Below are 16,893 nucleotides of genomic sequence, written 5' to 3' on the forward strand. Positions count from 1 at the left end.
CCCCCATCCTGCCACCCGCCGGTGCGCCCGCCGCAGGCTCTGGCGCGGGGCGCCACGAGGCGGAATGATCCCGTGCATGGAGCGCACCGGGGAACGCACGACGGCGGCCGGCCGCCTGCCGCGGTGGGTCCCGGTCGCGCCGTGGCTCACGAGGTACAGGCCGGCCTGGCTGCGCAATGACGCCCTCGCGGGTGCCGCCCTCTTCGGCCTCCTCATCCCCTCGGGCATGGCCTACGCGCAGGCCTCGGGGCTGCCGCCCGTGGCGGGGCTGTACGCGACGATTGTTCCGATGGTCGTCTACGCGATCGTGGGGCCGAGCCGCGTCCTCGTCCTCGCGCCGGACTCCGCGCTCGCGCCGATGATCGCCGCGGCGGTCCTGCCGCTCGCGGCGGGCAGCCCCGACCGGGCGCTCGCGCTCGCGGGCCTGCTGGCCGTGGTCATGGGCGTCATCATGGTCCTCGCCTCCGTCCTGCGGCTCGGGGCGATCACGGGCCTGCTCTCGCGGCCCATCCGGATCGGCTACCTGGCCGGGATCGCGCTCGTCGTCATCGCCTCCCAGCTGCCCGTCCTGCTCGGCCTCGAGGCCGAGGGCGGGACGCCGTGGGAGCGCCTCGCGACCACCGCGGCCGCCGTCGCCTCGGGCGAGGCGAACGCCGCCGCCGCGGGCCTGGGCCTCGGCGCCCTCGCCGTGATCGCCGCCGGCCGGCTCCTGGGGCGCCGGCTCGCGGGGGTGCTGCCCGCCGTCGTGCTCGCCGCTGTCGTGACGTGGGCCGCTGGGCTCCACGACCGGGTGCCCGTCACCGGCGCCCTCCCCCAGGGCCTGCCGGCCCCGTCGCTCGGAGGCGTGGCGTGGGGCGACGTCCTCGCGCTCGCGGCCCCCGCGGCGGGCATCGCCCTCATGTCCTTCGCGGACACGGGGGTCCTCTCGCAGAGCCTCGCCCGCCGGGACGGACTGCGCGTGTCGGGCAACCGCGAGCTCGCCGCGGTCGGCATTGCGAACACCTCGGCGGGCCTCTTCGGCGGCTTCCCGGTCTCCGGCAGCTCCTCGCGCACACCCGTCGCCGTCGCCGCGGGGGCGAAGAGCCAGCTCGCCGGAGTGATCTCGGCGGGGCTCGTCGTCGTCTTCATGCTCGTCGCCCCGGGCGCGACGGAATACCTGCCCACCGCGGCGCTCGCCGCCGTCGTCATCGCCGCCGTCGTGGGCCTCATCGACTTCGAGGCGATCGCCCGGCTCGCGCGCATGAGCCGCAGCGAGACCGTGGTCCTGGCCGCGGCGTTCCTCGGCGTCACGACGCTCGGCGTGCTCCCCGGGGTCGTGGTGGCCGTGGCCCTCGCGCTGCTCGAGTTCGTGCGGCGCGCGTGGGCCCCGTACAGGGCGGAGCTCGGGGACCTCCCGGACGTCCCCGGCTACCACGACCTCTCGCGCCACCCCGAGGGCGTGCGGGTCCCGGGGCTCGTCATCGCGCGCTTCGATGCGCCGCTGTTCTTCGCCAACGGCGCGGTGTTCACGGGCTTCGTCCGCTCCCTCGTCGAGGAGGCGGAGGACGACCCCGACCGGGACCTCACGCACGTCATCCTCGCCGCCGAGCCGATCACCGGGATCGACACGACGGCGCTCGACGAGCTCGTGGATCTCGACGAGTGGCTCGCCGACCGGGGGATTGAGCTCGTGTTCGCCGAGCTCAAGGGTCCGGTCAAGGACCGCCTCCTGCGCTTCGGCACGCGGGCCCGCTTCGGGCCGGACCACTTCTACCCGACCGTCAGCGCGGCGGTGCGCGCGCTGCGGCCGGACGGGCGCGAGGGCGGGCAGGACGAGGGGCATGCCGACGGGCAGGGCAACGGCACGCACGACGGCGGCGGGCACGGCGGCGGGAAGGGCACCCCCGGCGTCGAGGGCCACGGCCTCTGACCACGTCGGCGCCCGCCGGGCGCCGGGCCGTCCCCGGCCCCCTCAGTCCTCGTCGGCCAGGACGAGCCCGATCCGCACCAGGGAGCCGTCGCCGAGGCCGGCCGCGGTCCGCACCGACTTCTTCACCGGCAGCAGATAGGAGCCGGAGGCCGCGTCCGGGAAGACCGAGGTGTCCCACGAGACGCCGCCGGCCGTGACCCGGACCCGGATCGAGCCGAAGCCGGAGCGCGTCCGGGCCGTCCGCTCCCTCAGCTCGTCGGCGAGTTCGGGCGGGAGGGTCACAAAGTGCCACCCTCCGGGCCCGGGGTAGCGCCAGACGGGCGCCTCGAAGTCCATGCCGACCCCTCGCCCTCAACCCCGGTGGGAGCGGACGAACTCCGCCGTCGGGGCGGCGAGCGAGGCGCCGATCTCGTGCGGGGTGCGCTTGACGCCCTTGACCGCGAAGGAGTGGTCGGCCTCCTCGACCCAGGTGAGGGTCGCCGTCGGGAGCTTCCCAGCGACGCCCTCGAGCAGCCCGCGCGTCGCGAGGGTGTCCCGGGTGCCCTGGAGGAACAGCATCGGGACCGTGAGGCCGTAGAGGTGCTCGTCGCGGAGCTTCTCCGGCTTGCCGGCCGGGTGCAGCGGGTAGCCGAGGAAGACGAGCCCGGCGGCCTCCATCGCGCCCTCGGCGAGGGCCATGGACGCCATCCGGCCGCCGAACGACTTCCCCGCGGCCCACACCGGCTCCCCCTCCGACCGGCGCCGCGCCTCCTCGAGCGCGGCCGCCCACACGGGGAGGGCCTTGGGCGCCCGATCCGGGAGCTTCTTCCCGGCCTCCATGTAGGCGAAGTTAAAGCGCAGCGCGGCGATCCCGAGCCCGGCGAGGGCCTCGCAGTAGCCCGCCATGAAAGGGTGGTCCATCCCGGCGCCGGCGCCGTGGGCCACGACGATCGTCGCGTCCGCGCCGTCGGGGCGCGTGTGGACGCCGGAGACATCGCCCGAGGGCGTCGCGATCGTGATCCGTGTGCCGTGCTCGCTCATGGGACCATCATGCCTGCCCTCTGCAGCACCGGCGCCCCTAGAGTGGCGTGCATGGCCGACACCTGCCCGGAAGACCTCCCCCGCGCCCTCGCCAACACCCGCTCCCTCGCGCACGACGGCGGAGGGTCGGGCGCCGTCTGGAAGCTCGCCATGGGCGAGCGGGACCTCGACGCCAACGTCATCGCGCTCTCGCCGGGGGATTCCATCGGCGAGCATGCGGGGCCCGACCTGGACGTGATCCTGCACGTCGTCTCGGGCTCCGGGACCCTCGCGACCGACGGCGGGGACGTCGCGCTCGAGCCGGGCGGCATCGTGTGGCTGCCGCGCCGCACGCGCCGGGCCTTCAGGGCTGGAGCCGAGGGCCTCGTGTACTTCTCGGTGCACCGCCGCAAGCCGGGCCTCGGGCTGTCCGCACCGCCGGCGCCATGATCCTCGGGGGCAGAGACTGATCCCCCGCCTCCTCCGCGGGCGTCAGTGTCCGCTCGGACAGATCTCGACATGTGGGGCATTTTTCTGTGAGATCTGTTGCACATCAGAGTGCGCAGATTGATATATTAGTTCCATACTAATCCTGCACCCGCCGGAAGACCCCACCGTCAACTCGATGAGGAGTGGAACTGCATGCAGAAACTCGCCAACCGGCTCGAACGCCTGGGCACCGAGACCGCCTTCAGCGTCGCGCAAGCCGCGGCCGCGTGGAAGGCCCAGGGGAACCGCGTGTACCCCTTCCACCTCGGCGACATCAACATCCCGACGGCCCCGCACATTGTCGAGGCGATGAACCGCGCCATCGCTGACGGCTACACCGGCTACTGCCCCGGCCCCGGCATCCCGCAGCTGCGCGAAGCTCTCGCCGACGACCTCGGCTCGCGCCGTGGCATCAGCTTCACCCCCGAGAACGTCGTGGTGATGACCGGCGGCAAGCCCGTCATCACCAAGTTCCTCCAGGCCGTCATGAACCCCGGCCAGGAGGTGCTCTACCCGAACCCCGGCTTCCCGATCTATGAGTCGCAGATCGAGTACCTCGGCGGCACGGCGGTGCCCTACCGCTACCTGCCCACGAGCGCGGGCTTCGCGATCGATCTCGACCAGGTGCGCGCGTCGATCACCCCGAACACGGTCGCCATCATCTACAACGACCTGCAGAACCCCATCTCCGCCGAGTCCACGGCCGCCGAGCGCGAGGCCATCGCACAGATCGCCCAGGAGCACGATCTCTGGGTGCTCTCCGACGAGGCCTACTTCGAGACCCGCTACGAGGGGGTCTCGAGCTCGATCGCCTCGCTCCCCGGCATGGCCGAGCGCACGGTCATCCTGTACACGTTCAGCAAGAAGTTCGCCATGACCGGCTCGCGCCTCGGCTGCGCCGTCGCCCCGGTGGAGATCGCCAAGGTGCTCAGCACGCTCAACACGAACGATGAGTCGTGCACGACGCACTACGTGCAGTGGGCCGGCATCGAGGCGCTGCGCGGCCCCCAGGAGCCCGTGCAGCAGATGCTCGACGTCCTGCGCGAGCGCCGGGATGCCGCATGCGATCTCCTGAACGCGATTCCCGGCATGCACGTCGCCGTGCCGCAGTCGACCTTCTACCTGTTCCCCGACGTCACCGACGCCATGGCGCGCCTGGGCTTCACGGCGGTCGGCGACTTCGCCACGGAGGCCCTGTACAAGACCGGCGTCTCCTTCTGCACCCGTGAGCACTTCGGCCGGCGCCAGCCCGGCGAGGAGCGGCAGTACATCCGGCTCGCCTACTCGGGCATCGACGTCGCCGACATCCGCGACGGCCTCGGCCGCCTGCGCGAGTGGATCGAGACCGCATGAGCCGGGTCGTCGTCACGGGGCGTATCCCCGACGCCGCCATCGAGAAGCTCCGCGCCGAGCACGAGGTCGATGCCTGGCAGGGCCCGGAGTCGATCGGCCGCGAGGAGCTCCTGCGCCGGGTCGCCGGCGCCGATGCGATCGTGAGCCTGCTCACCGAGCGCATTGACGGCGAGCTGCTCGACGCCGCCGGCCCGCAGCTCAAGGTCGTCGCGAACGTCGCCGTCGGCTATGACAACATCGACGTGCCCGCCTGCACCGCACGCGGCGTCGTGGCCACCAACACCCCCGGTGTGCTCACGGACGCCACGGCCGACATCGCGCTCAGCCTCATCCTCATGGCGACCCGCCGGCTGGGCGAGGGCGAGCGGCTCATCCGCTCCGGCCAGGCCTGGAAGTGGGGCATGTTCTTCCTGCTCGGCAGTGGCCTGCAGGGCAAGACCCTCGGCGTCGTCGGCATGGGCGGCATCGGCCAGGCCACCGCGCGCCGGGCCAAGGCCTTCGGCATGGAGATCGTCTACCAGTCGCGCAGCGAGATCGATCCCGCGATCGCTGCCGAGCTGGACGCCAAGCGCCTCGACCTCGACGAGCTGCTGGCCGTCTCCGACGTCGTCTCGCTGCACTGCCCCTACGGGCCTGCCACGCATCACCTGATCGGCGCCGAGCAGCTCGCGGCGATGAAGAGCTCCGCGTACCTCGTCAACACCGCGCGCGGACCGATCGTCGACGAGGCTGCGCTCGCGTCCGCGCTCCGCGAGGGCCAGATCGCGGGTGCCGGACTGGACGTCTACGAGCACGAGCCCCAGGTGCACCCCGGGCTGCTCGAGCTCGAGAACGTCGCGCTGCTCCCGCACCTGGGCTCCGCCACGGTGGAGACGCGCACTGCGATGGCGATGCTCGCCGCCGAGAACACGCTCGCGGTGCTCGGCGGCGAACGGCCGCCGACACCGATCGGCTAGTCTGCGGCCACCCGCAGGAATCGCCAACGGCACGACCACTGCCCAAAGAGCACGAGCCCCGTCCTACCAGGACGGGGCTCGTACTCATTGGTGTCATCGGGCCAGGTTGCGGATCATCGCCTCGAGGGAGCGGACCGTGCGCGCGTACTCCCCGTCGTCGAGCCCCTTCACCATGCGGGCCCGGAGGCCCTCGACGGCCTCACGGGCAGAGCGCAGCCCTGCCCGGCCAGCATCCGTGAGCCGGTACTCCCCCGCCTCCTTCCCCACGAGGCCAGCGCTGACGAGCGGCTCGAGATGGCGCTCAGACGTCTCGCCAGCATGCGCGTCGAGGAAGGGAGCCACGGCCTCGTCGAGCCGCCGGAGCGTCTTCTGGCCGTCCGCCAGGATGTTCAGCAGCTGCCATTGCCGCCGGCTCAGCTGGTGGCTCTCGAGGGCCTCCTCAAAGCGCTCCTCGAGGAGCCTGTCGAGGGTGCGGAGCAGGTAGCCCAGGGGCTTTTCGGGTGCGGCCATCGCGTCCTCCTTCGGGCGGCAGGTCCACTGTGCCCGATGCCGGCCATTCAGACTAGGGCCTTCAGTCCGTGTCCCGCTCCAGGGAGCTGGGCAGATGCAATGGTGAGGGGGAAACGAAAGAGGCCCGGAAATCCGGGCCTCCTGTGGTGGAGGTAAGGGGATTCGAACCCCTGACCTTCTGCATGCCATGCAGACGCGCTACCAACTGCGCCATACCCCCGTGGAGCTGAGGGGACTCGAACCCCTGACCCCCTGCATGCCATGCAGGTGCGCTACCAGCTGCGCCACAGCCCCGGAAGTGAAGCCTCGGACGGCCTCGGAAAGGCCTTCGCCTTTCGCTGCTTCCCGTCCGGAGCAACTCGAATATCTTAGAACGTGGCGGCCCCTCTGCACAAATCGAGAGACGCCCCGGCGGTCAGCCTTCCTCGAGCGTCACGGGCACCGGAAGGGTCCCCGCATTGTGCTCGCCGAGGCGCCAGCGCACCGCTCCGTCGGCGTGGGGCCGGCGCTCCTCGAGGACGGACCACGAGCAGTTCGCGAGCCCCGACAGGGCGCCCCACAGGCCGTGCGGGAGGCCCAGCAGCTCGGCCAGCCCCACGCGGATCGCGCCGCCATGGCTCACGACGACGAGCGTGCCGTCCGCGGGCACGTCACCGAGGGCGCGGTCGACGGCGCGGCGCACCCGGGCGGCCACGTCGAGGCGCGTCTCGGCGCCCCCCGCCGGCACGTGCACGTCCCCGTCCTCCCAGCGGTGGAGCCTGTCCCCGTCGAGCGCCCGGATCGCGTCGAAGGTGTGCCCCTGCCACTGGCCGGCGTTGGTCTCGCGCAGACCGGCGTCGAGTGCCAGAGGCAGCCCGGTGACCGCCGAGAGCGCCTCCGCCGTCGCCCGCGTGCGCTCGAGGTCCGAGGACACGATCGCGTCCGGGCTGAGCGAGGCGAGCCGCAGCGCGGCGCTCTGCGCCTGCGCGCGGCCGTCGTCGTTGAGGGGGATGTCAGTCTGGCCCTGGAACCTGCCGGCGGCGTTCCAGTCGGTACGCCCGTGCCGCCAGAAGACGATCCTGCGCCCCTTGCGCTCCCGCACTCAGCCCGCGGCGGGCGCCGCGGCGCCGCCGTCCTCGAGCCCGAGGTCCACGACGGGGCAGTCCTTCCAGAGGCGCTCGAGCGCATAGAAGGCACGGTCCTCGTCGTGCATGACGTGCACGACGACGTCGCCGAAGTCGAGCAGGACCCAGCGGCCCTCGGAACGGCCCTCGCGGCGCACGGGCCGGCGGTCGAGCTGGACGATGAGCTCGTCCTCGACGTTGTCGACGACGGCGTTGACCTGGCGCTCGGTCGGCGCCGAGGCGATCACGAAGACGTCGGTGATGGCGAGCCGGTCGCTGACATCGACGGCGACGATGTTCTCCGCGAGCTTGTCGGCGGCGGCCTTCGCGGCCGTGCGGGCCAGCTGGACCGCGTTATCTGTTGCGCTCACTCTTCTCCTTGGAGCTGTGGTGTCTGGCGGCGGCTAGCTGCCGCCGCCGAGCACGGTCATGATGACGGCGACGATGAGGGCGAGGACGCCCAGCGCGCCGATTCCCAGCAGGATGAGCCGCTCGCGCTCGGCCCGCCCCGCGCCGGCCTCGGCCGAGCCCAGCGGGTCGAGCCCGTGGGCACTGCGCGCCGAGACCGGGGCGGCCTCGGCCGGAGGGGCGGCGTCGGGCGCCGGCCTCCGGACGGGCTGCTTCGTGACCCGGCCCGTGGGGAGGGGGACGTGGGTCGTCGACGGCGGCTTCATCACCGGGTGCGGGACGCCGGGGACCCGCATGAACTCGAGCGGGGTGACCATCGCGAGGTTGTCCGTCGAGCTCGGCGTAGGCGCCTGGCGTGGGGGCCCGGCGCTCTCCCGCTTGCTCTCCTCGGCGAGCCGCTGCTTGGCCCGCGCACGCCGGTTCAGGACGGCGGCGCGCTCGGCCATCGCGACCTGCTGCGCGAGCACCTCGGGGTCCACGTCGGTGCCCCCCGTGCGCTGGGCCTCAATCATCGCTGCCTGGTTCTTGGCCTGCTCCTTGAGCATCTCACGCGCGGCAGCGATCTGCTCGTGGCTGAGCTTGCGGAACGAGCCGGTCTCGGGCCCGAGGGCCGGCACCACGGTGAGGCCGTTCGGCACGATGCCCTGCATCGCCGTCGGCGGGGCGGGGTCGACGCCGGGCACTGGGCCTGGCCCGGCGGGCCCGCCGGCCGCGGGGGGAACCACGGGGATCGGACCCGCCGCCGGAGCGGATTCGTCCCTCCTCGGGGCCTCCTGGGGGGTTGCCTGACGACCGGTCCCCTGCTGCCCCTCGGGTCGGCCCGGCAGCGGTTGGCCCGCCTCGGGAGCAGGACGGAGCTGCTCGCCCGTCACCGCGATCCGGCCGGTGTCCCCCTGCTGGCGCAGGGCGCGACGGCTGGGCAACCCGGCTGCCTGGGCCGCGGTCTGGGCCGCCTGCTCCTTCTCGTGGAGCTCCCGCAGCGCCCGGTGCGTGGCCCGGTCTCGGGCACGCGCCTGGGACGAGCGCTCGGCATGCGCCTCGCTCCCGTCGATGGGGGCGTCGAGGGCGCGCCGCGCGCGCCCGGCGGGCGCCTCCTGGCCCCGCGTCCGTCCCGGCTGCACGGAGGCCGATGCCGGGGGTGCGGACGGGGAGCGGCGGGCGCCGGGAGCCGACGGGGGGGACTGTCCCGGCCGGGCCACACCCGCCGCGGCCTCATGGGCGGCAGCGAGCCCCTCTGCCCGGGCGCGGGCGACCCGCTCCTCGGCTTCGGCCTTCGCCTTGGCCTCGGCTTCCGCCTGGGCCGGCGTGAGCTGCTGCTCCTGGCCGCTCTCGGACAGCTGGGCCTGTGCGCGGCGCCGCTGGCGCCTGCTCGTGATCGGTGTCTCGTCGTTGCTCATGGCTTGGTCGTTCCAGTGCTGCCGGAACGCTCACGTTCCGGCGCGGGCTCCCCCACCGAGCCCGCGCCGTCGTGGGCGCGGTATAGGCCGTATTTGGCGATGTACTGCACGACCCCGTCCGGCACGAGGTACCAGACGGGCTCGGCCGCCGCGACGCGTGTGCGGCAGTCGGTCGAGGAGATCGCCATGGCCGGGACCTCGAGCAGGCTCACGTCCTTGCGCCCGAGATCGTGGAGCTCGTGCCCAGGCCTCGTGACGCCCACGAAGTGGGCGAGGTCCCAGAGCTCGTCGACGTCCTTCCACGAGACGATCTGCGCCATCGCGTCCGCGCCGGTGATGAAGTACAGGTCCGCCTCCGGCCGGAGCCGGTGCAGGTCCCGCAGGGTGTCGATCGTGTACGTGGGCCCGGGCCTGTCGATGTCCACCCGGCTCACGGTGAACCGCGGGTTGGAGGCCGTGGCGATCACCGTCATGAGGTAGCGGTGTTCGGGCTGGCTGACCCGCCGCTTCGACTTCTGCCACGGTTCCCCGGTCGGGACGAAGACCACCTCGTCGAGGGCGAACTTCGACGCGACCTCGCTGGCGGCCACGAGGTGGCCGTGGTGGATCGGGTCGAAGGTTCCTCCCATGACGCCGAGGCGGACTCGCCGTCCGCTCGCCTGCTGGTCAGCCGGGCCCACGGTCAGAGGGTTCAGTGGCCCACGCCGCGGTCGTGCTTGTTCGGGTGCTGGCGGTGCGGGTCCGCGTGCTCCTCGACGGCCTCGTGACGGCGGCCGAGGCTCTTGAACGCCATCGTGGTGAACATGAGGGCCACGAGGACCGTGAACAGCGTGACGCCGATCACCCACGGCTCTGCGATGAGCGGGGCGCGCTCCTCGTGGCCGGCCGCCTCGCCGGTCACGTTCACTGCGGTGCTGATCAGCGATGCCAGCATTGTTGTCCCTTCAGGTCGGTTGATGCGGCGGCCGCGCCCGGCGGGACGGGTGACCGTCCACGGGGCGCGGCCGTCCGGCTGCTTGGATCATCCTACCGTGAGCATCAGGCGCGGACTTGACCCTCGCCCTGGACGATCCACTTCGTGGTCGTGAGCTCCGTCAGGCCCATGGGGCCACGGGCGTGGAGCTTCTGGGTCGAGATGCCCACCTCGGCGCCGAGGCCGAGCTCCCCGCCGTCGGTGAAGCGCGTCGAGGCGTTGACGATGACCGCGGCCGAGTCGATCTCCGCGACGAAGCGCTCGGCGTTGCGCAGGTCGTTGGTGAGGATCGCCTCGGTGTGGCCCGTGCTCCAGCGGCGGATGTGGTCGATGGCGTCGTCGAGCGAGTCGACGGTCGCGACCGCCAGGTCGAGGTCCATGTACTCAGTGGCCCAGTCCTCGTCCGTCGCGGCGGTCGCCTCGACGCCCTCGGGCAGGGCCTCCATCGTGCGGCCGTCGACGTGCAGGCGTACGCCCTTGGCGGCGAGGGCCCGGGCGACCGCGGGGAGGACCGTGCTCCCCCGGTGCACGAGAAGGGTCTCGACCGTGTTGCACACGCTCGGGCGCTGCGTCTTGGCGTTGAGCAGGATGTCGACCGCCATCTGCTCGTCGGCGCTCTCGTCGACGAAGATGTGCACGTTGCCCTCGCCCGTCTCGATGACGGGGACGGTGGAGTTGAGCACGACGCTTTGGATGAGCTCGCGCCCGCCGCGGGGGATGAGGACGTCGACGCGGCCGCGGGCCCTCATGAGCACGTTCGCACCCTCGCGCCCGTACGCGTCGACGCTCTGCACGGCGTCGGCGGGCAGCCCGACCTCCACGAGGGTGTCCCGCAGGATCGCCACGAGCGCGGTGTTCGTGTTCGCGGCGGCGCTCCCGCCGCGCAGGATGACCGCGTTGCCGCTCTTGAGCGCGAGGCCAGCGATGTCGACGGTGACGTTGGGGCGCGCCTCGTAGATCGCGGCGACGACGCCCATAGGGACGTTGACCTGGCGCAGGCGCAGGCCGTTGGGCAGGGTCTGGCCGCGGACCACGTTCCCGACGGGATCGGGCAGGCCCGCGAGGTTCTCGAGGGCGTCAACGAGCCCGTCGATGCGCTGGGGCGTGAGGGCGAGGCGGTCGAGGAGGGCCTTGGAGGTGCCGTTGGCGCGGCCGGCCTCGAGGTCCAGCGCGTTGGCCGCGAGGATGTCCGTCTCCTTGGCCTTGAGGGCGGCGCCGATGGCCGTGAGGGCACGGTCCTTCCACGCGCGGTTGGCGCGCGCCATGTGCCGGGCGGCGCGGCGCGCGCGGTCCCCGATGGCGTTGACCGCGGCGTCGACCTCTGCCGGCGAGAACGTCGGCTGCGCGGCCCCGGGGGCCTCTGAGGCAGGCGTGTGCTCGACGGGAAGGGTCTCGTGCGCGGTGTCAGTCATGCATCAAGTCTACCGAGCGGGTCAGGGCCCCGCCGTCGCGCACATCACGCAGCACCGATCGGTTCCGGGAGGGGTCACACGAGCACGAGGTCGTCGACGTGCACGACGACGCGCTCGTACTCGGGCCCGAGCTCCCGCCCGAGCTCACGGGTCGAGCGCCCGAGCATCGCGGGGAGCTCGCCTGCCGAGAAGTTCACGAGCCCTCGGGCGATGACCGATCCCGCGGCGTCGGTGAGCTCAACCGGGTCGCCGGCCTCGAAGTCGCCCGACACTGCGGTGATCCCGGCCGGCAGGAGCGAGCGGTGCCGGTGCCGCACGGCCCGCACGGCGCCGTCGTCCAGCACGAGCGAGCCGCGGGTCGCGGCGAGGTGCGCGAGCCACAGGAGCCGGACGGGCTTGCGGCGGCCGTTCACGCTGAACCAGGTGCCGACGTCCTCGCCCGCGAGGGCGCGCGCCGCGGCGGCCGTCGAGGTCACGAGCGCGGGGATGCCGGAGCCGGCCGCGATCCCGGCGGCCTCGACCTTCGTGGCCATCCCGCCGGTGCCGACGCCGGCCTTGCCCGCGCTGCCGATCCGGACGCCGTCGAGGTCCTCGGGCCCACGGACGTGCTCGATCCGCACGCCGCCCTCGGCGGGCGGGCCCGTGTAGACGGAGTCGACGTCAGAGAGGAGCACGAGCGCGTCGGCGTGGACGAGGTGCGCGACGAGGGCCGCGAGGCGGTCGTTGTCGCCGAAGCGGATCTCGTGCGTGGCCACGGTGTCGTTCTCGTTCACGATCGGCACGACGCCGAGGTTCAGGAGCCGCTCGAGGGCCCGGTGCGCGTTGGCGTACTGCGTGCGGCGCACGAGGTCCTCCGCGGTGAGCAGCACCTGGCTCACGGTCACGCCGTGGGCTGCGAAGGCCTGCGTGTATCGGGCCATGAGCAGGCCCTGGCCGACGCTCGCGGCGGCCTGCTGCGTCGCGAGGTCCTTGGGGCGCCGGGCCAGGCCCAGGGGGGCGAGGCCCGCGGCGATCGCGCCCGAGGAGACGAGCACGATCTCGGTGCCGGCGTTGGCGCGCTCGGCGAGCGTGTCCACGAGCGCGGCGAGGGCCTTCTCGGAGATACCTCCCCGGATGGTCGTGAGGGACGACGAGCCCACCTTGACCACGATCCGCTGCGCCTCGGGGAGCCATTCGCGCCCGCGCACGAGCGTCTCAGAGGTCGTCGTCATCCGCCCATTCCCCCTCCGCGGCCGCGTCGCCGGCGACGGCCTCCCGGTCCGTGGCCGGCTGCTGCCGGCGGCGGCTCGACTCGGTCCAGATGCCGGCGCGGCGCTCTGCCTCGAGCTCGGCGCGGGCCGCGGCCTTGGCGGCCTTGCGCTCCTCGTGCTCCTCGCGCTTCTGGGCGCGCGTGGGCCGCTCCCAGTCGGCGAGGCGGAGGTCCGTGCCGCGCGGGCCCGTGAGGACCTCGGCACCGGTCATCATGGTCGGCTCCCAGTCGAAGACGACGCCGTCCTCCTCGCCGATCACGACCGTGTCCCCGGCCTTGGCGCCGGCCTTGAACAGCTCGTCCTCGACCCCGAGCCGGTTGAGCCGGTCGGCGAGGTAGCCGATGGCCTCCTCGTTCGCGAAGTCGGTCTGCTTGACCCAGCGCTCGGGCTTCTCTCCGATCACGCGGAACAGCGGCTCGAGGTTCCGCTCCTCACGCCGGATCCGGAAGCCGGTCTCGTTGACGGCGCGGGGGCGGAGGACGGCGGGCGCGACCTTGGGCGGCGCGGCCTTGACGGCGTCACGCGCGGCCTGGACGATCTCCGCCATGGCGAAGCCGAGCGCCTTGAGGCCCGCGTGGCTCGTCGCCGAGACCTCGAACACGCGGTAGCCGCGGCGCTCGAGCTCGGGCCGGACCATCTCGGCCATGTCCCGCCCGTCGGGCAGGTCCACCTTGTTCAGGGCGACGAGGCGGGGGCGCTCGTTGAGCGGCACGACCTCGCCGTCGGCCCCGGCGAAGCCCATGTCCGCCGAGTACTTCTCGAGCTCCGCCTCGATCACCGCGAGGTCGTCGAGCGGGTTGCGGTCCGCCTCGAGCGTGCCGCAGTCGAGCACGTGCACGAGCGCCGCGCAGCGCTCGACGTGCCGCAGGAAGTCGTGGCCGAGGCCGCGGCCCTCGCTCGCGCCCTCGATGAGCCCGGGGACGTCGGCGATCGTGAAGCGCACGTCGCCGGCCTGGACGACGCCGAGATTGGGCACGAGGGTCGTGAACGGGTAGTCGGCGATCTTCGGCCGGGCCGCGGACATCGCTGCGATGAGACTCGACTTGCCCGCGGAGGGGTAGCCCACGAGCGCGATGTCCGCGATCGTCTTGACCTCGAGGACGATGTCTCGGGCCTCGCCCTCGATCCCGAGCAGGGCGAAGCCGGGGGCCTTGCGCTTGGCGGAGGCGAGCGCGGCGTTCCCGAGGCCGCCCTGGCCGCCCTCGGCCGCGACGTACTCGGCGCCCTCGCCGACGAGGTCAGCGAGGACCTCGCCGTCGCGCGACTTGACGACCGTGCCGTCCGGGACGGGCAGGATGAGCGGGGCGCCCTGGTGCCCGGCGCGCCAGTCGCCCATGCCGGGCCCGCCGTTCTCGGCGTGCCGGTGCGGCGAGTGGTGGTAGTCGAGCAGCGTCGTCGTCTGCGACGACACGCGCAGGATCACGCTGCCGCCGTTGCCGCCGTTGCCCCCGTCGGGGCCGGCGAGGGGCTTGAACTTCTCGCGCCGGATGGAGACACAGCCGTGGCCTCCGTTGCCGCCCGAGACATGCAGCACGACGCGGTCCACGAAGCTCGCCACGGTGTTCTCCTTAGGTCGTCGGGGTCTCCCCCGAGTCTAGTGGTGCAGCCCGGGACTGCCCGGGCACAGCAAAGGGTGGAGCGGACCACTGGCCCGCTCCACCCTGTGCGTGGTGTGCGCCCCCGAGTGGGGGCGCGGAAAGCTGCGGTGCTGTTCGCTACGCGGCGACGATGTCGACGACGCGGCGGCCGCGGCGGGTGCCGAACTGGACGGCGCCCGCGGTGAGGGCGAACAGGGTGTCGTCCTTGCCGCGGCCCACGCCGTTGCCCGGGTGGAAGTGCGTGCCGCGCTGGCGGACGAGGATCTCGCCGGCGTTGACGGTCTGGCCGCCGAAGCGCTTGACGCCGAGGCGCTGCGCGTTCGAGTCGCGGCCGTTGCGGGTGGAGCTTGCGCCCTTCTTGTGTGCCATGAGCTATGCCTCCCTAGGGAATCAGGAAATCTGGGGAACTACAGAAAGATCAGGTTCAGGCGTTGATGCCGGTGATCTTGACCTTGGTCAGCTCCTGGCGGTGGCCCTGGCGCTTCTTGTACCCGGTCTTGTTCTTGTACTTCTGGATGACGATCTTCGGACCACGGAGGTCCTCGAGGACCTCGGCCGTGACCGTGACCTTGGCCAGCTCGGCCTGGGCAGAGGTGACCTTGTCGCCGTCGACCAGGAGCAGCGCGGGCAGCTCAATGGTGCTGCCGGCGGCGCCGGCCACGCGGTTGAGGGTCACGAAGTCTCCGACGGAAACCTTCTCCTGGCGGCCGCCAGCGCGGACAATCGCGTACACCACTTGGGAACTCACTTCTCTCGACGATATTTCTAAAGCTCTTTGCGCGCGGCGCCCGGCGTCCGTGCCCATGCACGGGGAGTCAGGCGCCCAGCTGTGCTTCGTGCCGTGAGTCCGCGAGGGAATCCCTGGGAGCAGAGCCCAAATGACGGCGAAAGCACCGAGGATCAAGGATACGCCAGTCCTCAGCCCGGCTGCAAATGAGCCGGTCCGGCCCGTCAGCCGGAAAGGACGGCTGGGCCGGAAAGCACGCTCCTCTAGTCTAGACCATGCCGGCGGTCCGCCGGCTCACGCATACCGGCGCGGCGCGTCGAAGAACTCACGCTCGTACACGGCCGAGGCCGCGAAGGCCGCGCGCATCGCCTGCCGCTCCCCCGCCGCCGCAGCCCGCCCGGCCGCGTCCGTGTACGCGATCGCGCGGCGTGTGGCCTCGGCGAAGCCCTCGTCCGCGTAGGTCGCGATCCAGTCCGCGTACGGGTGCTCCCCGGCGTCCCCGTGCTCTCCGGCCTCCCGCCGGGACACGAGGCGCGCGTGCAGCGCGGCCCCCACCTCTGCGTAGATCCAGTAGCACGGGAGGACGGCGGCCGTGAGCACGGCGTAGCTGCCCGAGGCCGAGGCCGCGAGCAGGTGGTCCACGTAGGCCTTCGTGACCGGCCCGAGGGTGAGGCTCCCGCCGTCCTGCGGATGGCGCGAGAGCCACGTGCAGTGCAGCTCCGCCTCGACCTCGAGGCACACCCGAGCGCCCTCCGCCCAGAAGGCCTGCTCCGCCTCGGTCGGCGCGAGCGCGCTCGCGCGGGCGAGGACCCGGGAGTAGCCGTTGAGGTACTGGGCGTCCTGGGCGAGGTAGTAGGCGAAGTCCCGCTCGGCGAGCGTGCCGGCGTCGAGCTCCGCGATGAACGGCAGCGCGTCGATCTCCGCCCGCACCTTCTCCGTCGCGTCCCACAGCGCCCCGGCGAACTCCCCCTCAGCCAGCGGCACGGCCGCCTCGGCATGGTGGAAGTGGTGCACGGGTCCGTGGCCGCCGCCGACCTCGAGGACCGCCGAGGCCTCGAGCGCGCCCCGGAGCCACTGCTTGACCACGGTGAGGGAGCGGGCCCAGTCGCCCGTCCGCGCCTGGACGGTCGCGAGGGCCGAGGAGAGCGAGCAGCCCGTGCCGTGGGTGTTCGGCGTGTCCACGCGCAGGCCGGGGACCTCGAGGACTCGGCCGTCGCCCGGCGCCGCCGCGTCGACGAGCGCGTCCGGGCACTCGGCGCCGTCGAGGTGCCCGCCCTTGACGAGCACGGCGGCCCCGGTGCGCTCGGAGAGCCGCAGGCCCTGCCCGAGCGCCTCCGTCCACGTCTCGGCCTCGGGCTCCGAGAGGAGGGCCGCGAGCTCGGGGAGGTTCGGCGTCACGAGGTGCGCGCGGGACAGGAGCCCCCGCAGCGCCTCCTCGGCCTCCGCCGCGAGCAGCCGGTCGCCGCTCGTGGCCACCATGACCGGGTCGAGCACGACGACGCCGGGCCGGGTCCGCTCGAGCCACTCCCCGACCGTGCGGATCACCTCGGCGTCGGCGAGCATGCCGATCTTGACGGCGTCGATCGCGATGTCGCTCGACACGGCGTCGAGCTGCGCCGCGAGGAAGTCGGCGGGGGGCGTGTGCACTGCGGTGACGCCCCGCGTGTTCTGGGCCGTGAGCGCCGTGATGGCGCTCATGCCGTAGCCGCCCATGGCCGCGATGCTCTTGAGGTCCGCCTGGATGCCCGCGCCGCCGGAGGGGTCGGATCCGGCGATGCTGAGCACGCGGGGGACGCGCGCCACCAGCGC

The 16,893-nt window shown here is 72.9% G+C and carries 18 protein-coding genes and 2 tRNA genes; 4 read left to right on the plus strand and 16 right to left on the minus strand.

The features are described from left to right. Nucleotides 1–76 precede the first annotated feature (76 nt). The gene (locus ACUYMY_RS09845) at nt 77–1,909 is read left to right on the plus strand and encodes a SulP family inorganic anion transporter (RefSeq protein WP_481703392.1); all 1,833 of its coding nucleotides are present in this window, start codon (nt 77–79) and stop codon (nt 1,907–1,909) included. A gap of 42 nt (nt 1,910–1,951) precedes the next feature. On the opposite strand, the gene ACUYMY_RS09850 is transcribed toward ACUYMY_RS09845, so the two are convergent. Both ACUYMY_RS09850 and ACUYMY_RS09855 read right to left on the minus strand, forming a co-directional pair. Continuing rightward, nucleotides 1,952–2,245, minus strand: coding sequence for a DUF1905 domain-containing protein (locus ACUYMY_RS09850; RefSeq protein WP_481703393.1), 294 nt, complete (start codon nt 2,243–2,245; stop codon nt 1,952–1,954). 15 nt (nt 2,246–2,260) lie between these two features. Then, nucleotides 2,261–2,929, minus strand: coding sequence for an alpha/beta hydrolase family protein (locus ACUYMY_RS09855; protein ID WP_481703394.1), 669 nt, complete (start codon nt 2,927–2,929; stop codon nt 2,261–2,263). A gap of 51 nt (nt 2,930–2,980) precedes the next feature. On the opposite strand from ACUYMY_RS09855, the gene ACUYMY_RS09860 reads away from it, so the two are divergent. From ACUYMY_RS09860 to ACUYMY_RS09870, 3 genes are all read left to right on the plus strand, one after another. Next, a complete protein-coding gene (locus ACUYMY_RS09860) occupies nt 2,981–3,358 on the plus strand; it encodes a cupin domain-containing protein (protein ID WP_481703395.1) in 378 nt (125 codons plus the stop codon). Nucleotides 3,359–3,550: 192 nt separating this feature from the next. Then, nucleotides 3,551–4,750: a pyridoxal phosphate-dependent aminotransferase gene (locus ACUYMY_RS09865; RefSeq protein ID WP_481703396.1), complete on the plus strand. Its 1,200-nt coding sequence runs from the start codon at nt 3,551–3,553 to the stop codon at nt 4,748–4,750. Beyond that, nucleotides 4,747–5,706, plus strand: a complete 960-nt coding sequence (locus ACUYMY_RS09870) for a 2-hydroxyacid dehydrogenase (RefSeq protein ID WP_481703397.1) — start codon at nt 4,747–4,749, stop codon at nt 5,704–5,706. The genes ACUYMY_RS09865 and ACUYMY_RS09870 overlap by 4 nt, the downstream gene beginning before the upstream one ends. A gap of 93 nt (nt 5,707–5,799) precedes the next feature. Here ACUYMY_RS09870 and ACUYMY_RS09875 read toward each other — a convergent pair whose 3' ends face one another. The 14 genes from ACUYMY_RS09875 to thiD form a co-directional block, all read right to left on the minus strand. Further along, nucleotides 5,800–6,216, minus strand: coding sequence for a MarR family winged helix-turn-helix transcriptional regulator (locus ACUYMY_RS09875; protein WP_481703398.1), 417 nt, complete (start codon nt 6,214–6,216; stop codon nt 5,800–5,802). A 144-nt stretch (nt 6,217–6,360) separates the two neighbouring features. Continuing rightward, nucleotides 6,361–6,436: transfer RNA gene (locus tag ACUYMY_RS09880), tRNA-Ala, on the minus strand. Between the two features lies 1 nt (nt 6,437). Then, nucleotides 6,438–6,510, minus strand: a tRNA-Ala gene (locus tag ACUYMY_RS09885). A gap of 121 nt (nt 6,511–6,631) precedes the next feature. Further along, a complete protein-coding gene (locus ACUYMY_RS09890) occupies nt 6,632–7,297 on the minus strand; it encodes a histidine phosphatase family protein (RefSeq protein WP_481703399.1) in 666 nt (221 codons plus the stop codon). Further along, entirely contained in the window at nt 7,298–7,690 is a 393-nt protein-coding gene (gene rsfS / locus ACUYMY_RS09895; protein WP_481703400.1) for a ribosome silencing factor, read from the minus strand. It lies immediately after the preceding gene. Nucleotides 7,691–7,723: 33 nt separating this feature from the next. Next, nucleotides 7,724–9,124, minus strand: a complete 1,401-nt coding sequence (locus ACUYMY_RS09900; RefSeq protein WP_481703401.1) for a hypothetical protein — start codon at nt 9,122–9,124, stop codon at nt 7,724–7,726. Continuing rightward, nucleotides 9,121–9,753: a nicotinate-nucleotide adenylyltransferase gene (gene nadD / locus ACUYMY_RS09905; RefSeq protein WP_481705032.1), complete on the minus strand. Its 633-nt coding sequence runs from the start codon at nt 9,751–9,753 to the stop codon at nt 9,121–9,123. Before nadD ends, ACUYMY_RS09900 begins: the two co-directional genes overlap by 4 nt. A 62-nt stretch (nt 9,754–9,815) precedes the next feature. Then, complete coding sequence (locus ACUYMY_RS09910; protein ID WP_481703402.1) at nt 9,816–10,058, minus strand: hypothetical protein; 243 nt, start codon at nt 10,056–10,058, stop codon at nt 9,816–9,818. 104 nt (nt 10,059–10,162) lie between these two features. After that, entirely contained in the window at nt 10,163–11,509 is a 1,347-nt protein-coding gene (locus ACUYMY_RS09915) for a glutamate-5-semialdehyde dehydrogenase (RefSeq protein WP_481703403.1), read from the minus strand. 74 nt (nt 11,510–11,583) lie between these two features. Next, on the minus strand, nt 11,584–12,720 hold the full coding sequence (proB, locus tag ACUYMY_RS09920) for a glutamate 5-kinase (RefSeq protein WP_481703404.1): 1,137 nt from the start codon (nt 12,718–12,720) through the stop codon (nt 11,584–11,586). Beyond that, a complete protein-coding gene (gene obgE, locus ACUYMY_RS09925) occupies nt 12,704–14,317 on the minus strand; it encodes a GTPase ObgE (RefSeq protein WP_481703405.1) in 1,614 nt (537 codons plus the stop codon). The genes proB and obgE overlap by 17 nt, the downstream gene beginning before the upstream one ends. A gap of 157 nt (nt 14,318–14,474) precedes the next feature. Then, entirely contained in the window at nt 14,475–14,726 is a 252-nt protein-coding gene (rpmA, locus tag ACUYMY_RS09930) for a 50S ribosomal protein L27 (protein WP_481703406.1), read from the minus strand. A gap of 55 nt (nt 14,727–14,781) precedes the next feature. Beyond that, on the minus strand, nt 14,782–15,093 hold the full coding sequence (rplU, locus tag ACUYMY_RS09935; protein ID WP_481705033.1) for a 50S ribosomal protein L21: 312 nt from the start codon (nt 15,091–15,093) through the stop codon (nt 14,782–14,784). 285 nt (nt 15,094–15,378) lie between these two features. Then, complete coding sequence (gene thiD, locus ACUYMY_RS09940) at nt 15,379–16,887, minus strand: bifunctional hydroxymethylpyrimidine kinase/phosphomethylpyrimidine kinase (protein ID WP_481703407.1); 1,509 nt, start codon at nt 16,885–16,887, stop codon at nt 15,379–15,381. Between the last annotated feature and the right edge of the window lie 6 nt (nt 16,888–16,893).

The organism is Sinomonas sp. T428B (genome assembly GCF_056780155.1).